Annotated in this window: 13 protein-coding genes; 8 read left to right on the top strand and 5 right to left on the bottom strand. The window is 67.4% G+C overall.

The annotated features are described in order from the left end of the window. Positions 1 to 954: 954 nt before the first annotated feature. Entirely contained in the window at positions 955 to 1,137 is a 183-nt protein-coding gene (locus tag AMD30_RS20610; RefSeq protein WP_055476917.1) for a YegP family protein, read from the top strand. Positions 1,138 to 2,307: 1,170 nt separating this feature from the next. Here AMD30_RS20610 and merB read toward each other — a convergent pair. Genes merB through merA form a run of 3 tightly spaced genes read right to left on the bottom strand, consistent with a single transcriptional unit; the run spans position 2,308 to position 4,903 of the window. Beyond that, positions 2,308 to 2,949, bottom strand: coding sequence for an organomercurial lyase MerB (merB, locus tag AMD30_RS20605; protein WP_005179592.1), 642 nt, complete (start codon positions 2,947 to 2,949; stop codon positions 2,308 to 2,310). Beyond that, positions 2,891 to 3,442, bottom strand: a complete 552-nt coding sequence (locus AMD30_RS20600) for a MerR family transcriptional regulator (protein ID WP_005179589.1) — start codon at positions 3,440 to 3,442, stop codon at positions 2,891 to 2,893. The genes merB and AMD30_RS20600 overlap by 59 nt, the downstream gene beginning before the upstream one ends. A 24-nt stretch (positions 3,443 to 3,466) precedes the next feature. Beyond that, the gene (gene merA, locus AMD30_RS20595; RefSeq protein WP_055476916.1) at positions 3,467 to 4,903 is read right to left on the bottom strand and encodes a mercury(II) reductase; all 1,437 of its coding nucleotides are present in this window, start codon (positions 4,901 to 4,903) and stop codon (positions 3,467 to 3,469) included. A 124-nt stretch (positions 4,904 to 5,027) separates the two neighbouring features. Here merA and AMD30_RS20590 point away from each other — a divergent pair, with 124 nt between their 5' ends. Next, positions 5,028 to 5,405 (top strand): ArsR/SmtB family transcription factor, encoded by a 378-nt coding sequence (locus AMD30_RS20590; RefSeq protein ID WP_005179587.1) that lies wholly within the window; start codon positions 5,028 to 5,030, stop codon positions 5,403 to 5,405. Between the two features lie 612 nt (positions 5,406 to 6,017). Here the strand turns inward: AMD30_RS20590 and AMD30_RS20580 are convergent. Together AMD30_RS20580 and AMD30_RS20575 are read right to left on the bottom strand one after the other, a co-directional pair. Continuing rightward, complete coding sequence (locus AMD30_RS20580) at positions 6,018 to 6,242, bottom strand: hypothetical protein (protein ID WP_223374213.1); 225 nt, start codon at positions 6,240 to 6,242, stop codon at positions 6,018 to 6,020. Between the two features lie 132 nt (positions 6,243 to 6,374). Further along, positions 6,375 to 8,537 carry an MMPL family transporter gene (locus AMD30_RS20575; protein ID WP_007240197.1) on the bottom strand — a complete coding sequence of 721 codons (2,163 nt, stop codon included), beginning with the start codon at positions 8,535 to 8,537 and terminating at the stop codon, positions 6,375 to 6,377. A gap of 208 nt (positions 8,538 to 8,745) precedes the next feature. Here AMD30_RS20575 and AMD30_RS20570 point away from each other — a divergent pair, with 208 nt between their 5' ends. The 6 genes from AMD30_RS20570 to AMD30_RS20545 all read left to right on the top strand — a co-directional run bounded on the left by AMD30_RS20570 (position 8,746) and on the right by AMD30_RS20545 (position 16,561). Beyond that, positions 8,746 to 9,135, top strand: coding sequence for an ArsR/SmtB family transcription factor (locus AMD30_RS20570; RefSeq protein WP_005179570.1), 390 nt, complete (start codon positions 8,746 to 8,748; stop codon positions 9,133 to 9,135). Further along, positions 9,132 to 11,096 (top strand): heavy metal translocating P-type ATPase, encoded by a 1,965-nt coding sequence (locus AMD30_RS20565; protein WP_006902503.1) that lies wholly within the window; start codon positions 9,132 to 9,134, stop codon positions 11,094 to 11,096. Before AMD30_RS20570 ends, AMD30_RS20565 begins: the two co-directional genes overlap by 4 nt. Then, positions 11,093 to 11,623 carry a signal peptidase II gene (gene lspA, locus AMD30_RS20560; RefSeq protein ID WP_005179567.1) on the top strand — a complete coding sequence of 177 codons (531 nt, stop codon included), beginning with the start codon at positions 11,093 to 11,095 and terminating at the stop codon, positions 11,621 to 11,623. Before AMD30_RS20565 ends, lspA begins: the two co-directional genes overlap by 4 nt. Further along, positions 11,574 to 13,151 (top strand): DHA2 family efflux MFS transporter permease subunit, encoded by a 1,578-nt coding sequence (locus AMD30_RS20555; RefSeq protein WP_005179563.1) that lies wholly within the window; start codon positions 11,574 to 11,576, stop codon positions 13,149 to 13,151. Before lspA ends, AMD30_RS20555 begins: the two co-directional genes overlap by 50 nt. Positions 13,152 to 13,244: 93 nt before the next feature. Then, complete coding sequence (locus tag AMD30_RS20550; RefSeq protein ID WP_005179560.1) at positions 13,245 to 13,835, top strand: cadmium resistance transporter; 591 nt, start codon at positions 13,245 to 13,247, stop codon at positions 13,833 to 13,835. Positions 13,836 to 15,166: 1,331 nt separating this feature from the next. Beyond that, on the top strand, positions 15,167 to 16,561 hold the full coding sequence (locus AMD30_RS20545; protein WP_055476915.1) for an IS1380 family transposase: 1,395 nt from the start codon (positions 15,167 to 15,169) through the stop codon (positions 16,559 to 16,561). Positions 16,562 to 16,598 lie beyond the last annotated feature (37 nt).

Genomic DNA, 16,598 nt, shown 5'->3' with positions numbered 1-16,598 from the left:
ACAAACCCGGGGCGTTTCAGGCGATTGATGACCCTCGATCTCGTGGACCTTTCCCCACCCTCGCGGGCAAAGCTCACAGATCCAGTTCTCGGACGCGCGCCGCTGGCTTGTCACGTCGACCAACCAAGCGACGCAAACCGACATTCTGCGGCAACTGAGGATTGAGGCTGATCCGAATGGTCCCACTTGAGCAGAGCCGCGCAACCACACGCCTGCAGGGGCTACTGCTCGCCCTTGAACTCGATCGGCACCGGCTGTTAATACGCGCTCGGCTCGACACCCGGGCGCGACGACCGCGCGACGCAGCCGGTGACCACGCAGACCTAGCAGAGGTCGTCGAGTTGTTGACCGCACTCGTCACAACATATCGTCTGAATGAGCTGTACCCCTTCGACGCCGTCCGCGAAGCGCGCAACACCTCCCACCGCGCAAAATACCTACTCGCCGCCATCGGCCCGAAGTCGAGCGGGCGGCCGAAATTATCCAGGGGCGAGGAGCTGTGTCCCCCCGGAAATTAGTAGTGCGGGCGGCTGAAAGACTCGCTCTCACGGCGGAGAGATCCAGCTTGGCACTACACGTCTCTGGCGGGCCCAACCATCACCGCGCCATCCACAATCTCGACATCGCGCTCAATCGTCTACAGATTTTGCGGACTCATCGAGACCTGGCGCCTGGATCATACTCGGTCTGCACACTCGGCGAGAGACGTGAACGGCAGGCGTGGTGACCGCCGCGCCCGCTGGTGTCAGGATTCGTCACCTAACGACGGATGGTACCGATGAATAAGAATGAGATACCGGCATCGCCGACGCCGCACATCCAGCGTTGTGCAGGACCGCAAGGCCAGGGACAAATCAGCACCGGATCAGGTCTCGAGGGGAGAAGTCGAGCCCACGGTCGCGCATATTCGATTTGTAGTGACTGCGGCACTCCCGACCGGAAGGAACCCCAACGATGGCCGCGAAGTTCGAACTGTTCACCGACGAGGCCCGGCAAGAACCGTTTCCATCTGAAGCAGCCAACGGCGAAATCATCGCCGCCAGCCACGCATATGAGTCGAAGGCCTCAGCGCGAACCGGGATCGAGTCGGTCAAACACAACGCCGGCGACGCCACAGTCGACGACCAGACCACCTAGGCACCACACAGTCGCGCACTACTCATGTCGACCGCAGTCCAAGGACTGAACCTGCCCATTCGACCACGGACCAGACTCACTCACCGGCATCGAGTGGATCGAACGACTCAATCGCATACATGCCCATTTCCATCCGAAAGAAGGACTCGCTCTACACCCTGTCGACGCTCGCACTTGACCCCCACGATCTGACCGCGGCGCTCTGACACTCTCCACCCGTTCCGACAGAACTCGAGGCGCAGCCACCGTTGCAGACGTCGCCTACGACAATGGGTTTGCTCATGTGGCACGGTTCGCGGCCGCCTACAAAGCCGCCTACGGTGAAGCCCCTATCTTATGTCAAGTAAGCCCCTGCATATTGCATCAGATGCAACACGTGGCCTGAGATCCGTCATTTGGATGTCAGTTGGCGACCTGGGGATTCGTCACTCGTGTCAGTAGCGCTCGTCACCGGAGTCATCTACCCGTGCGTATCTCGAGCGCGCACCGCCACCCTGACTCTCGATCTGTAGATCAGCGGATGCCTTCGGCCGCCAGGCCCTCGCGCTGCTGGGTGGCGTCGATGCTGAATGCGCCGCCGTGGATCAGCTCACCGAGGCCACTACCGAGGCATTCCAGCAGTACCCCGACTACGCGGTGATCACCAGTTTTCCTGGCCTGGCTGACCTCTCCGGCGCTCGGGTGCTCGGCGAGATCGGCGACGACCGCGAGCGGTTCACCGACGCCCGTTCGCTGAAGGACCTACGCCGGTTCTGTGCTGATCACGCGGGCCTCCGGGCGCAGCATCTCGATTACCCGCCGCGTGGTGAAGAACAACCGACTCAACGCTGCAGGATTCCTTTGGGCGTTCGCCGCGATGGCGAAAGCCGGCGCACCCCAAGACCATTAACGCCGAGGACGCGACCGCGGCGATCGGCACGCCGCTGCGCTTCGGCACCTCTTCGACCGCTTGCTCGGGCAGCTCCACTACTGCTTGCAAACCGGTCAGCACTACGACCCGATCAAGGCGTTCGGGCCCGCTCAGGACGCGTCCTTCGAGATCGCGGCTTGACCTCTTGGTGTGATCGGAGGTCTTCTTCGGCGCGTTCAAGACCGATATCGACGCCGAACTCGCCCAGCTCGGCCCGACCGGGTACCGGCCCTTGTGGGTGCGCGACACCCTGTTCTGAGTCAGCAGCACGGCGCCTCGCCGGCCGGGTCGATGAGCGCCTCGGCCAGTGGGCGTGCGAGCTGGGTGTAGGCGTCGGCGACCGGTAGCACGGTCATCCCAGGATGCTCGGATCGCCACTGCTCGGCGGCGTCGGGAGTGGCCAGGAACATCTGCGGATTGCAGCAGGTGGCGCGGACCTGCCCGCCCCGGATCCCGGCGGGGTCGACGAAGGCCACCATCGCGGCGGCCGGTTGCAGGTCGGTGACTCCCGTGACTGGATCGACGGTCAATCGCACGGCGCTGACGGTAACCGGGCACTCGGATTCGACGTGTGCGCTCGCCCCGATCACGGCGGGGAAGACGAGCGTGTCGGGCGCACACCAGGTGTAGAGCTGATGGCCTGCGACGGTGAATCGGTGCGGGGTCGGATTCAGGGTCAATCCCCACCCGAGGACCCGGCCCTGCTCGTCGTATTCGATGTCGGCGCCGATCGGTGTCTCTTCGAGATCTCCGGCGTCGACACCGGCTGCGGCCGCCAACTCCGTGACGGTGACCGGCGCTCCGTGGGCCAGCAGCCGCAGCGCGGCCCGCAGCAGCGCCCGGTCACGGTCGGCTGGTGCGATCGTGGCGAAAACGTCGGCGGGAATGGAGTCGGTGCTCATGAGAGTCAGCCTTTCCGAGAATGCGTCGGGTGCGATGTCGATGACGGTAGGGTCTGCCCCCGGGGGCAGAGTCAAGCCCGCGTCGGGCATCGGCACGGACCTCGGTCCAGCACACATCGTCGGCGGCCCACCGCGCACGGTGGATGCTGGTGAAGTCGTCGATGCGGTCGAGGATCTGCTGGGCGTCGCTGATCCGGCGGTGCAGCCGCTGTCGCGACCGCTCCAGTAGCTCGGCCAGACGCGCGCCGACCGCTCCGTCTCCACTATCGACGGCGTCATCGGTGAGCTGGCAGATCTCGGCGATGGTGAGCCCAAGCCCGCGCAGCTCGCCGATGAACCGCACACACCACAGTGCGTCATCGGTGTACAGGCGGTAGCCGGCCGCGCTGCGCCCCAGGGTGTGGATGAGCCCGAGGTCGGTGTATTCACGCAACGCCTTCACCCTCACCCCGGTCCGCGCCGACAACACGCCGATCGTCATGTGCCCGTTCATCTCGGCCTTTCCTGGAGGAGATCGTCAGCCTGCGCAGCAGGACAGTTTCGTCACGTCGGTGGTGAAGGTCTGGGCGGTCAGTTTCAACGCTTCGGCCATGGTCAGATACGGCGCCCAGCTGTGGGCGAGCCGGTCGACGGTCATACCCGCGGTCATCGCGTATCCGGCGGCGGTGATCAGGTCTCCGGCACCCTCGGCCAGCGCGTGCACGCCCAAGATCCGGCCGGTATCGGCGTCGGCGACGATCTTGGCCAGGCCACGGGTATCGCGATTGACCAGCGCCCGCGCCACACTCGACAACGCCAGCGTCCGGCACCGGCACCGGTATCCGGCCGTCACCGCCTCGGCCTCGGTGAGCCCCACGGCGGCGATGGCGGGGCTGGTGAACGTCAGCCGCGGCACTGTGGCGTAGTCCAGGACCCGATCCGCGTCGGCGAACGCGTTGTCGGCCACCAGCGTTCCCTGCGCGGCGGCCACATACACGAACTGCGGGCCCCCGGCCACGTCCCCGGCCGCCCAGATCCGGGCATTGCCGGTGCGCTGACGGTCATCGACGATCACCGCGCCGCGCCCGTCGACACCGACCCCGACCGCCTCCAGGCCCAGCCCCGCGGTGTTCGGGCGGCGACCGGTCGCGACCAACACGTGTTCGGCCCGCAGCTCGCTGACCCCGGCCCGAGTGCGCACGCTCACCAGCTTGTGGCCGCCACCGGCCAGGACCTTCTCGACGGTGGCCGCGGTCAACACGGCGATATGCTCATCGGCGAAGACAGCCTCGATCGCGGCCGAGATTTCCGGTTCCTCGCCCGGCGCCAGCCGCCCCAGGGCCTCGATCACCGTCACCCGGGCGCCGAGGCGGGCGAACAACTGGGCTTGTTCGAGCCCGACAGTGTTGCCGCCGATCACGATCAGCGACTCCGGGAGCCGCTTCAGGTCCATGGCGGTGGTCGAGGTCAGATACCCGGCCTCGACCAGACCGTCGATCGGCGGGATCCACGGCGTCGCACCGGTCGCGATCAGGTAATGGCCAGCCTCGATCACCCGGGTCCCGCCGTCGTTCGCTCCGACCCGCAACCCCGGCGCCGCACTCGTGCCGTCGAACACTGCCGTGCCGGAGACGATCTCCCACCCGTACTCGCCCGCCAGCTCGATGTACTTGTTTGCCCGCAGCTGCGCGACCAGCGCGTCCTTACCGGCGATCAGGCCCGGAAAATCCAGCGGCACCGCAGCGGCACCCAGGCCGGGAAACCGGTCGGCGGCGGCTGCGGCGTGGCGGGCCTCCGCGGCGGCCAGCAACGTCTTCGACGGCACACACCCGACGTTCACGCAGGTGCCACCGACGGTGTCGCGCTCGATCATCACCACGGACCTGCCGTGGCCGACCGCGGCGATAGCGGCGGCGAACGCCGCCGAACCGGACCCGACGATCGCCAGATCCGGACGGGATTGTGTCGTGGCCACGCCTGCCTCCTGAGGGGTTGAGCAACCGCGTCGCCAGCCAACGGCTGCTATTCGCATTGACGAATACCTACAGGGCTCATACTATGCGCTTAAGCGAATAGTTCAAGTGGTGTGGAGGTGCCCCATGTCCCGGTCCACGACCGCCGTGCCCGGCGACGAGCTGGCGTGCACACATCTGGATACGACGGCGAAGTTCTTTCGCGCCCTGTCGGATCCGACCCGGTTGAAGCTGCTGGAATACATCCTCGCCGGCGAACGCACCTCGGCCGACTGCGTCGCGCACGCCGGCATCTCCCAGCCGCGGGTGTCGGTGCACCTGTCGTGTCTGGCCGATTGCGGATACATCGTCGCGCGCCGCGACGGCAAGAAGCTGCGGTACACGGTCGGAGACCCGCGCGTGGCCGAACTGGTGCTGCTCGCCCGGTTGCTCGCGGCCGACAACGCCGCCGCCCTGACGTGCTGCACCCGCATCGACCAGGTACCGGACGGTGACCGGACATGAACGCCCTCGACAGCCCTCACGTCTCGGCAGCCGCTCACCGTCGGCGGGTTCACCGCGGCTGGGACTGGGTGTCAAGCTCGCCGAGGTCGATGCCGAGCTCGCCGAACTCACCGCGGTCCGGCGACACCCTGGCCGCCGCGCTGGCGGCCGGACGCGAAGACCTGCTCGAGCGCAGCGAATCCCCCTGCTGCCCTGTCCCATCGACACCGAACCCAGCGCCAGGCAGCGGTGGCTCGGCGAGCTGCGGGGGAGGCCGTTGTGGCTGCTGCGACCTAGACACGCCGCTGGCGGGCTTGCATCGGGACCGCGGCACTGCTGCCTGGGCTGTTGCGCGGTGGTGCCCCGCTGCTGATCGCGGCCGTAGCACTGAGCAGCGGCACGCTGCTGGTGAGCCTGTCATGGCTCCAACCGCTCGGATTCGCCCATCGGACTCGGGCTCCTCGGACTGATCTGGTCCCGCCAATGACTCGCGCCCGCGGCTGCGATGAGGGCTGCGCAGCCACACCTTCCGGCGACGCGGGCACTCCGGCCCGCACCACCGCCGCGACCTGGCTCAGGCCGTCACCGAGTTTGGCGCCTGCGAGGCCACCACGGTGATCAGCACCGTAGCCATCAACGGCGCCATCGCCGGTGCTCACCGCGCGCCGAGACCCGCTGCCCGGTCCCGGCGCGCGGTACACCTGGGGTGAGCCACGCCAGCGTCAGTGGGATGACGATCAACACGAGGAACGCTTCCAGGAACGGTCCGGCCTCCACGAACTCGGCCAGATCCGACGTAGAGCCGCAGCTGGTGGCAGGGACACCGCTCCGCCGCGCCAGCTGGGTAATACGCATCATCACCACCCCGCGACCCTGAACCTTCGACTCGACTCGAAGGTCAGACCGGCCGTGACGGTTGCCCCCGAGGGCGGTGTGGCCCCGGCGGCCGGTCCCGTGTCCGCGACGAATCAACCTGGTCTGATCGCCGCGCTACTCAGCGGCGGCCCGTGGTGCGCGAGTGTTGGGTGGGCGAAACCTGAGGGCGGGCAGCCACCAGTTCCAGCCGCCGAGCAGGCGCATGAGGGCGGGGACGAGGACGAGGCGGATGAGGACGGCGTCGATGGCGACGGCGACGGCAAGGGCGAGTCCGAGTTGTTTGAGTTCGAGGATGTCGGCGGTGAGGAAGCTTGCGAAGATGGCGATCATGATCGCGGCGGCCGCGGTGATGGGGCGTGCGGTGTGGGTGAGCCCGGCCGCGACGGCGCGCTGGTTGTCGCCGCTGGCGTCCCAGTATTCGCGGATGCGACGAATCAGGAACACCTCGTAGTCCATCGAGAGCCCGAACAGTAGCGCGAACACCACGGTGGGTAGGTAGACCTGCACGAATCCGGGGCTGGTGAAGTCGAGGACATTCTCGCCCAGACCCCACTGGAACACCGCGACGGTGATACCGAGGGCGGCGCCGGTGGCGAGCAGGTTCATCGCGATGGCCTTGAGGGGTAAGGCGATACTGCGGAAAGCGGCGATGAGGAAGACCAGCGAGGCGGTCAGCACCAGGGCTACGACCAGCGGAAGTTTGGTGGTCATTTCGTCGGAGAGATCGACGAATTCGGCGGTGCTGCCGCCGATGCGGATCTCGGCTCCGGCTGCGCCGGCGGCTGTGTTGCGCAGGTCGCGGACGAGGTCGGTGGCGGCCATCGAGTCGAAGGTGACCGAGGGGATCGCCATCGCGAGCATTCGACCGTCATTGAGCTGGGCGGGCAGGACGGTGTCGATGCGGGCGTCGCCGTCGATCTCGGTCAGGAATCGGTTGACCCGTGCTTCGGCGTCTGCGGTGAGTGGGGTGTCGCTGGGGCCGGTGGCGATGATCTCGACCGGGGAGAGTGCTCCGGGCGGGAAGTTGGTGTTCAATGCGGTGCTGGCGCGTCCGGTCGGGGTGTCGTCGAGGGCGGTGGTGCCCATGTCGAGGCCGTAGCGGATCCCGAATACCGGCAGCGCGGCGAGGACCAGCACCGCTGCGGCCGCGGTGCCGAAGAGGACGGGTCGGCGCATGACGAGATACGCCCAGCGCGCCCAGCGGCCACCGAGAACGCCGGGAGCGTCGGTGGCGCTGTCGGCAGGGCGCCAGCGGGCCGGGAGACTACCGCGGTTGACAGCCGGGCCCAAGGCGGCGAGCAGGGCGGGTAGCAGGGTGACGGCGACGGTGAGCATACTGGTGACGGCGGTGGCGACGCCGATGGCGATGCCACGGAAGATCGGTGCCTGGATGATGATCAACGCGCACAGCGAGATCATCACCACCAAGCCCGAGACCAGAATCGTTTTGCCTGCTGTGGCGAGGGAGCGACCGACGGCGCCGCTGATCGCGGCATGGTCTGGCCCGGTGTGGTGGGTGAGTTCTTCGCGGAAGCGGCTGACGATGAACATCGCGTAGTCGATACCGACGCCGAGGCCCACCATGGTGGCCATGGCCACGGTCAGCGAATCGAACGCGGTCACAGCAGTGAGGGTGAACAACACTCCGACCGCGGTCAGCATCCCGGCGATGGCCACTGCGATCGGGACCGCCGCTGCGGCCAGGGCGCCGAGGGCGAGGACGAGCAGGACCAGCGCGACCGGGATGCCGATTGCCTCGGCGCGGGCCAGGTCGGCGTTCTGCAGTTCGGTGGCCGCGTTCTGTACCGCCGAGTACCCGGTGACCCCTACGTCGATGGAATCGTCGCCGGTGGTGGCGATGGCGTCTTGCAGGTCGCGCGCGACTTTCGCGCGTTCGGCCATGTCGCCGTCCATGCCGGCGAGCGCGATCGCGACGTGACCGTCGGCCGAGATCTGGGATCCGGGCAGCCCGTCGTAGGGGCCGACGACGTCGACCACGCCCTCGACCGCGGTGGCGGCGGTGATCGTGCGAGCCACCGCTGCACGGAACTCGGCGTCGGTGGCGGTGACCGCGCCAGACTGCAGCACGATGACCGCCTGTTCCGTACCGAACTGCGGGAAGTGCCGGGCAACCAGGCGATCCACCTCGGTGGACTCCGAGCCCTCGACACCGAAATCCATCGCACCGAGCCGGTTCTCGAGCAGCGGGTAGGCCACCGCGCACACCACCAGCAGCAGTCCCCAGACCGCCAGGACCGCACGTCTGCGCCGGGCCATCAGAACGCCCCACCGATATAGCACTCCGGGCGAGCCCGGCGGCGATGGTTGCTGAGGCGAGTTCTCGACGACGGCGGACTTCTGCTGGTTCACGCGTCCTCCCTCCGTAGCGACCACGAATTGATCGCCATATCACGATGTAATCGTTGAAACGAGATTAATCACACTCTCACTCGATATCAATAGCTTTCGCCGCTATCATCGCTTTATGGCGATTAATGATGGCGGGGGTTGCCTCGTCGAGACGCAGGGGTTGGATCCGGCGGTGGCCCTGTTCCACAGCCTCTCCGATGCGACACGGTTGGCGATCGTGCACCGGCTGGCGTGCGGGGAAGCGCGGGTCTTGGACCTGATGGCCGGGCTCGGACTGGCTCAGTCAACGGTATCGGCGCACGTAGCGTGCCTGCGCGACTGCGGGCTGGTCGTGGGCCGCCCGCAAGGGCGGCAGGTGTTCTACAGCCTGGCCCGCCCGGAGTTGATGGACCTACTCGCCTCGGCAGAGACCTTGCTCGCGGCGACAGGCAATGCGGTGGCGTTGTGCCCGAACTACGGCACCGACTCCACCACCGAGACGGAGAGCGCGGAGGTACGAGCATGAGCGACGCATGCGGCTGCGGCCACGACGAACCCGCCGGTGACGGCGAGGCCGAGGAACGCGAACCCGAAAAGCTCTGGGAAGTCAGTGAACTGCGCGCCGCCGCGGTCGCCGGAGTGCTGCTGGTCGCGGCACTGATCGTCGGCTGGACCGGCGGCCCACGCGCCGTCGAGTTGGGGTTGGAGATCGCCGCACTGCTCGTCGGTGCATACACCTTCGTCCCCTCCACGCTCAAACGGCTGGCCAAGGGCAAGATCGGTGTCGGCACGCTGATGACGATCGCCGCGATCGGCGCGGTGATCCTCGGCGAGGTCGGCGAAGCCGCCATGCTGGCGTTCCTGTTCTCCATCAGCGAGGGCCTCGAGGAGTACGCGGTCGCGCGCACCCGCCGCGGGCTGCGCGCCCTGTTGAACCTGGTACCGGACCGGGCCACCGTGCTACGCGACGGCACCGAAACCGTCATCGCCCCTGCCGAGCTGCGCGTCGGGGATCGGATGCTGGTGCGCCCCGGTGAGCGGGTCGCGACCGACGGGGTGATCGTCGACGGGCGTAGCGCGCTGGATGTTTCGGCGATCACCGGCGAATCGGTACCGGTAGAAGCCGGGCCGGGCGCGGAGGTGTTCGCCGGGGCGATCAACGGCACCGGTGTGCTGACCGTCGAGGTCACCACGACCGCCGAGGACAACTCCCTGGCACGGATCGTGCGGATCGTGGAGGCCGAGCAGGCCCGCAAGGGCGACGCTCAACGCTTGGCCGACAAGATCGCCAAACCGCTGGTGCCCGGCATCATGATCGCCGCCACAGCCATCGCGGTGATTGGCGCGCTCTTCGGGGATCCGGTCACCTGGATCGAACGTGCGCTGGTGGTGCTGGTCGCCGCCTCACCGTGCGCGCTGGCGATCTCGGTGCCGGTGACCGTGGTCGCCGCGATCGGTGCGGCGAGCAAGCTGGGTGTGCTGGTCAAGGGCGGTGCCGCACTCGAGGCGATGGGCCGGGTGCGCGAGGTCGCGCTGGACAAGACCGGCACGCTGACGGCGAACAAGCCTGCCGTCGTCGAGATCGCCGCCACCGGCGGTGTGCACGGGGACCGGGTGCTGGCGGTCGCGGCCGCGCTGGAATCGCGCAGTGAACATCCCCTCGCCCGCGCCATCCTCGCCGCCGTCGACACCGTCACTCCCGCCACCGACGTCGAGGCGGTCACCGGTGCCGGGTTGACCGGCCGCGTCGACGGACGCCGGGCGCGGCTGGGCCGTCCGGGCTGGATCGAACCGGGTGTTCTGGCCGCCGATGTGGAACGGATGCAGCACGCGGGGGCGACCGCGGTGCTGATCGAGCTCGACGGCCAGGTGATCGGTGCGATCGCTGTGCGCGACGAACTGCGGCCCGAGGCACACGAGGTCATCGACCGATTGCACGCGCTGGGAATCCGGGTCTCGATGCTCACCGGTGACAACGCCCGCACCGCCGCCGCTCTGGCCGCTGAGGCGGGGATCGAGGACGTGCACGCGGATCTGCGCCCGGAGGACAAGGCCCACATCGTGGGCGAACTGCGCAGCGACCGGTTCACCGCGATGGTCGGCGACGGCGTCAACGACGCCCCCGCACTGGCAACCGCCGACCTCGGTGTGGCGATGGGCGCGATGGGCACCGATGTCGCTATCGAAACCGCGGATGTGGCGTTGATGGGTGAGGACCTGCGGCACCTGCCGCGGGCTCTCGAGCACGCTCGTCGGGCTCGCCGGATCATGTTGCAAAACGTCGGTTTGTCGTTGGGGTTGATCACGATCTTGATCCCGCTCGCGCTGTTCGGGATTCTCGGGTTGGCGGCGGTGGTGCTGGTGCACGAACTCGCCGAGATCGTCGTCATCGCCAACGGTGTCCGCGCCGGACGCACCAAACCCCTGGCCTCGCTGACCGATTCGGCGGCAAAGCCCGCACCGGTACTGGCCGGAGCGCCCGCGTGACCGCCACCGCGTCGTCTGCTCCCACCGTGTCGCGGTGGGGGCGGCGACTGCGGTGGGTCGCTGCCGCGGCCGCGCTGGCCGGTATCGACCTCACGCTCAAAGCGTGGGCGCAGACCACGCTGGCCGGGGCCCCGATCGAGGCGGGTCCGGTGGACCTTAAGTTGGCGTTCAACCCGGGAGCGGCGTTCTCGATCGCCGCCGACGCACCGAGCTGGGTGATGCTCACGCTCACCACGGTGATCACCACCGCGGTCGCGGTCGGCGGATGGGTGGTCGCGCCGCGCGCGAACCTGCTCACCCGCGTCGCGCTCGCCGCGATCCTGGGCGGTGCCGCCGCCAACGTCATCGACCGGGCCCCCGACGGTGTGGTCACCGACTACCTGCACACCGGCTGGTGGCCCACCTTCAACCTCGCCGACACCTTCATCGTGCTCGGCGCGACCGCCCTCATCATCGCCACTCTGATCGGAAACTCCGATGAGCGAGAACCACTCTCACCCGAACACCACGCCGACGACCGGGACTGAGCCGGGCCCGTCACGTCGGTGGGCAGGGCTGGCGGCGCTGGTCGTCGCCCTGCTCACCGTCGGGCTGGACCTGATGGTTCTCAACGTCGCCCTGCCCACCCTGGCCCAAGACCTCGGCGCGAGCACCACCCAGTTGCAGTGGATCGTCAACGCCTACACCCTGGTCTTCGCCGCGCTCATGCTGCCCGCCGGCGGCTTCGGTGACCGCTACGGTCGCAAACGGCTGCTGCTGATAGGTTTGGTCGCCTTCGTCGCCGCCTCGGCCTGGGCCGCTTTCAGCGGGTCCACCGGCTCGCTGATCGCCGCCCGCGCGGTCATGGGCATCGGGGCCGCGATCATCGTGCCGCTGTCGCTGGGGATCCTGCCGACCCTGTTCGGCCCCGACCAGCGTCGCCGCGCGATCGCGGTGTGGGTCGGTGCACTGGGTGTCGGGTTGCCGCTGGGGCCGATCGTCGGTGGCTGGCTGCTGCAGCATTTCTGGTGGGGCTCGGTGTTTCTGATCAACGTCCCGGTCGGTGTCGCCGCCCTGGTTGCCTGTGTGGTGCTGTTGCCCGAATCGGTCGACCCGCATGCACCGGCGTTGGACTGGCTCGGGATCCTCACCGCCGTGCCCGGTACGGCGGCGCTGGTATTCGGCATCATCCAGGCTCCCGCGTACGGGTGGACCGATCCCGTCGTGCTCGCGGCTCTGGCGGCCGGTGTGTGGCTGATCGCGGGATTTCTGGTGTGGGAAAGCCGTGCCCGCGACCCATTGGTCGATCTGGCACTGTTCACCAATCCGGCCTTCACCTGGCCCACCCTGGCCGCAACCGCGGGCACCTTCACCCTGGTCGGCGTGCTGTTCGTGCTGCCGCAATACCTGCAGATACTGCGCTACCACGACGCCTTCGGCACCGGCCTGCGCTTGGTGCCTCTGGTGCTGGCGATCATCGTCGCCGCAGCCGCTGTGGACAAGATCGTGACCCGACTCGGCGCCAAAATCCCGATCGCCACCGGCATGGTGATCGCCGCGGCCGGATTCGTGCTCGCATCCCGCATCACCGTCGACTCCGGCTACGGCTTCGTCGCGGTGTGCCTGGCGACCGTGGGCCTGGGAGCCGGGCTGGCGTTGGCGCCGGCTGTCGACGCGGTCATGGCGAGCCTGCCCGAGCATCGCAGCGCCGCAGGAGCTGGGTTGCTGATGGCCATTCGACAGGTCGGTGCCGCGTTCAGCGTCGCGATCCTGGGCACCCTGCTCACCGTCGTTTACACCCGCGACCTCGACCCCCACCTGAGCGGCCTGCCCGAACCAGTGGTCAGCGCGGCGCGTGACAACATCGCCGGAGCGCAACTTGCCGCGACCCAGATTCCCGGCCCAGCGGGCGCCGATCTGGCCGCGTCCAGCGCCCACGCCTACAGCCACGCCATGTCCGCAGTGTTCCTTGCCAGCGCCGCCATCAGCGCACTACTGGCCGCGGCCATCGCCGCCAAACTCCCCAACCACACTCCTGCGCCCGCGCCGACATCACCGGCGCGTGATCGAAACTGAAATAGCCACTCCCATGACAGCGGCTACGGCACGCGACACAACTGCGTGTCAGCCGAGCAGCAGTGCACTCCCAGAGAAAGGGCATCCGCCGGAATGGTTACCTCGATCCTGCAGGCCATCGGACTCTTCCTGGTGACCAACATCGACGACATCATCGTGCTTTCGCTGTTCTTCGCCCGCGGCGCGGGAACCCGCGGAACAACGGCCGCCATCGCGACCGGACAATATCTCGGTTTCGGAGCGATCCTCGCCGCGTCGGTCCTCGTAGCGCTGGGAGTCACGGCGCTGCTGCCCGAAGAAGCCATCGCCTACTTCGGGCTCATTCCTCTGCTGCTCGGTCTGCTCGCCGCCTGGAGAGCATGGCGCAACAACGGCGACGACGATGAACGGTTCGAGGGCAAGAAGGTCGCGGTCTGGACGGTGGCGGCGGTGACCTTCGCCAACGGCGGCGACAACATCGGCGTCTACGTCCCGGTCTTCGCGACCGTGGGTACAGCGGCGATCGTCGCCTACTCGGTCGTGTTCCTGCTCTTGGTCGCCGTGCTGGTGTTCACCGCGAAGTTCCTCACCACCCGCAAGGCCATCGCCGAGATCTTGGAACGGTGGGAACACATCCTGTTCCCGCTCGTGCTGATCGTTCTCGGAATCGTCATCCTCGTCAGCGGCGGCGCATTCGGCCTCTGACCGTCGTCCCGGTCTGCACGGCCCAGATCACGGAGGACAGCGGCGATCGGCTCCAAAGAATGAAGTGCTATTCGAGGCCGTAACCGGTAGACAGCCGTCCTTCGGTTGGTCCATGGTTGTGCTCAGGGGCGCTGCACCGTTGTGGCACTACTACCACTGTGGCACTACTACCATCGACGTAGTTCAAGGCCTCCGGCAACGTGGGGCTTCTACCGCGCCTAGCGGGGTCGCTCGTGCAAACGCTTTAGTCGGGCGCTGTCATCGTTGCGAACTGTTTCCGCCCCAGCGCATAGCCCTGACCCACTGGTCAACTTAAAACGCTGATGGAACCGTGAGGGGCGCCGGTTCGGCGCGCCCGCGCGGAGAGAAACTAACCCACGTAGTAGTAACCTGTTCGTGGCTCGTTTGATATCGATCTGTTCCATCCGGGACGACTCTTGGACTGAAGGACCTTCCTTGGCACGGCATCGCAAAGCTGACCCCAGCCCGCTCCCCATTGGTATGCACACGTCCCCTCGCGGTGCCTCGGCGGCCTTCACCCTCGGAGCCACGGGGCCGCAGCCTTCGGGTGTCGCGCGTGCGGCGGGGCGACATCGGATGCCTCCCTCCCCCGAAGCTGTGGTCAGGTCCATCCGGCCCGCTACCTCTGTTCCCCCGCGCGCGTCGCACGCTCGGTCGGGGGGTGCGCCCGGGACGTCTTCATCTTCATATCTACCTCGCGATGGCCGTCCATACACGTCTCGCTCGCATGATGTATGGCCGCGCGCAGCCCGGTTCGATCATAGGGGTTTCGGGCCACCGCGCACACCGCGCACGGTCGATCTCGGCAGGAACCCAGGGCCGCACCGCCTACTGCTCCATGGGAGCGGGCGTCCGGTCTCGATTGCCAAGGCAGTCAGCAAGTTCGATCTGCTTTTCTCGACGTGCTCGACGACGAGAAGGTCTCGGGCGCATCAGCCAGGTCGACGGCCGTTGCCGGGCTGAGTGGATCGCTCGTGGCCGCGGTGGTTCTCTGTGTAGCCGGCGGGGCCGCGGCCACCGCGCTCGCCGATCGTCACAATCCAACGAACACCCCAGCGCTCATGGCTGGCGTGTCCGCCGACGACCGATCCGCAGCAGCGCCACGACCTGTAGCCCCCGGATCGGTGGACGAAGAACAAGGCACCACTCTGGCAAGGGCATCGTCACGCGATGAGCTGTCCGCGGCCGTGCGGGAGCTAGCCTCGTGCTTTCACGCTGATTCCGTGTCGTGAATGAAGAATGGTGCCCTGACCTGGGATGATTGAGATTGCGAAGTCATCAATCGGACCAGATCGAGGAGCACCATTCAGGTGAGTAAGTCTACGTCGCCCTATCCCGTGCTGTCTGCAGATGGCACCGGAACCGGGGTAGTGTCGCAAGCCGGCGCCACGGTGTTGCTGCGGACAGCCGAGAAAACGGGCCTGACCACCGATTTATCGGACGCGTTGACACCGTGGCGTAAACCCCTGGCGACCCACGATCCAGGCAAGATCATCACGGATCTGGCCGTGGCAGTCGCGATCGGCGGTGATTGTCTGGCCGACATCAACCAACTGCGCGCCGACCCCGCCGTATTCGGTCAGGTCGCCTCTGACCCCACGGTGTCACGACTGATCTCGGCGTTGGCCGCCGACGCCCCAGCGGCATTGACGGCCATCAACTCCGCCCGCGCTGCTGCCCGGGCAGAGTGCTGGTCAGCAGCCGCCACGTCCGCCCCCGATCACGACGCCGATACTGGCGATCCCCTGATCGTCGATCTCGACGCAACCTTGGTGACCGCGCACTCGGAGAAACAGGATGCGGCACCAACCTACAAGCGCGGGTTCGGTTTCCACCCGCTGTGTGCGTTTGTCGATCACGGTAGCCAGGGCACTGGCGAACCCCTGGCCATCCAATTGCGGCCCGGCAACGCCGGCGCCAACACCGCCGCCGACCACATCACGGTCACCGCCGCCGCACTCGAGCAGCTACCGACGGTGCAGGGGTATCGGGTCGGCAAGTCGGTGCTGGTACGCACCGACTCGGCCGGCGGCACCCACGAGTTCCTCGGCTATCTCACCCGCCGGCGCCTGGCCTATTCAGTGGGATTCGGGCTGACCGAGACCATCGCGGCCGCAACCGACCGGATCAGTCCCGAGGCGTGGACCCCGGCCTACGATGCCGACGGCGTGCAACGCGACGGGGCGTGGGTGGCCGAGTTGACCGGGTTGATCGACCTATCGGGCTGGCCGCAGGGGATGCGTGTGATCGTCCGGAAGGAGAGGCCGCACCCGGGTGCACAATTGCGGTTCACCGACCGTGATGGGTTGCGGCTGACCGCGTTCGCCACCAACACCGTCCGTGGCCAACTCGCTGATCTGGAGCTGTGTCACCGGCGGCGGGCTCGATGTGAGGACCGGGTCCGTACCGCCAAAGACTGTGGCCTGACGAATCTCCCGCTGCACGGCTTCGATCAGAACCGGATCTGGTGCGCGATCGTGATGCTCGCCTGCGAGTTGATCGCCTGGACGCAGATGCTCGCGTTCACCGATCACCCTGCTCGCCGGTGGGAACCCAAGCGACTGCGCCACCGCGTGTTCTCGATCGCGGCCAAGATCAGCCGCCACGCCCGGCGAACCCGCATGAAGCTGGCCACCCACGCTCCGCACGTCGATCTGCTACTCGACGGGCTAGCAAGGCTTGCAGCACTTCCAGCGCCGGCCTGACCACCAGGCCGACCAACCTTCGATCCAGAAAGGACAT

The organism is Gordonia sp. HS-NH1 (genome assembly GCF_001418765.1).
In the GTDB taxonomy this organism is placed as follows: domain Bacteria; phylum Actinomycetota; class Actinomycetes; order Mycobacteriales; family Mycobacteriaceae; genus Gordonia.
The sequence above is the reverse complement of the archived record's forward strand: the minus strand, read 5'-3'. Positions and strand labels throughout refer to the sequence as shown.

Coding starts and splice junctions, on each gene's coding strand:
- AMD30_RS20610 (WP_055476917.1), top strand. CDS start 955: ATGGCCGCGAAGTTCGAACTGTTCACCGACGAGGCCCGGCAAGAACCG.
- merB (WP_005179592.1), bottom strand. CDS start 2,949: ATGAGCACCGACTCCATTCCCGCCGACGTTTTCGCCACGATCGCACCA.
- AMD30_RS20600 (WP_005179589.1), bottom strand. CDS start 3,442: ATGAACGGGCACATGACGATCGGCGTGTTGTCGGCGCGGACCGGGGTG.
- AMD30_RS20590 (WP_005179587.1), top strand. CDS start 5,028: ATGTCCCGGTCCACGACCGCCGTGCCCGGCGACGAGCTGGCGTGCACA.
- AMD30_RS20580 (WP_223374213.1), bottom strand. CDS start 6,242: ATGATGCGTATTACCCAGCTGGCGCGGCGGAGCGGTGTCCCTGCCACC.
- AMD30_RS20575 (WP_007240197.1), bottom strand. CDS start 8,537: ATGGCCCGGCGCAGACGTGCGGTCCTGGCGGTCTGGGGACTGCTGCTG.
- AMD30_RS20570 (WP_005179570.1), top strand. CDS start 8,746: ATGGCGATTAATGATGGCGGGGGTTGCCTCGTCGAGACGCAGGGGTTG.
- AMD30_RS20565 (WP_006902503.1), top strand. CDS start 9,132: ATGAGCGACGCATGCGGCTGCGGCCACGACGAACCCGCCGGTGACGGC.
- AMD30_RS20555 (WP_005179563.1), top strand. CDS start 11,574: ATGAGCGAGAACCACTCTCACCCGAACACCACGCCGACGACCGGGACT.
- AMD30_RS20550 (WP_005179560.1), top strand. CDS start 13,245: ATGGTTACCTCGATCCTGCAGGCCATCGGACTCTTCCTGGTGACCAAC.